General features: G+C 50.9%; 1 protein-coding gene. It reads left to right on the forward strand.

The annotated features are described in order from the left end of the window. On the forward strand, positions 1-409 hold a 409-nt coding region (locus ASC50_RS05095; protein WP_158648472.1), incomplete at both ends, for a hypothetical protein.

A 409-nucleotide genomic window follows, 5' to 3' on the forward strand; every position in this document is an offset into this window, starting at 1 on the left:
ACAACGAGCGCTACAACCAGATTATTGATATTTGGACGCACACCAATTCGCGTTTGTCGGATATTTTGATAAAGCAACTGCGCGAAGACAAGCAGGGTTTCAACTCGGTGTTTATGATGTTGGAATCGGGTGCTCGTGGTAGCAAGGAGCAGATTCGTCAGTTGTCCGGTATGCGTGGTTTGATGGCGAAACCGCAAAAGAGCGGTGCCGAAGGCGCGCAAATCATCGAAAACCCGATTTTGTCGAACTTCAAGGAAGGGCTGTCGGTGTTGGAATACTTTATTTCCACTCACGGTGCGCGTAAAGGGTTGGCGGATACGGCGTTGAAGACGGCGGATGCCGGTTATTTGACCCGTCGCCTCGTGGATGTGTCGCATGACGTGATTATCAACGAAGAGGACTGTGGCAC

Source organism: Candidatus Symbiothrix dinenymphae (genome assembly GCF_001431085.1).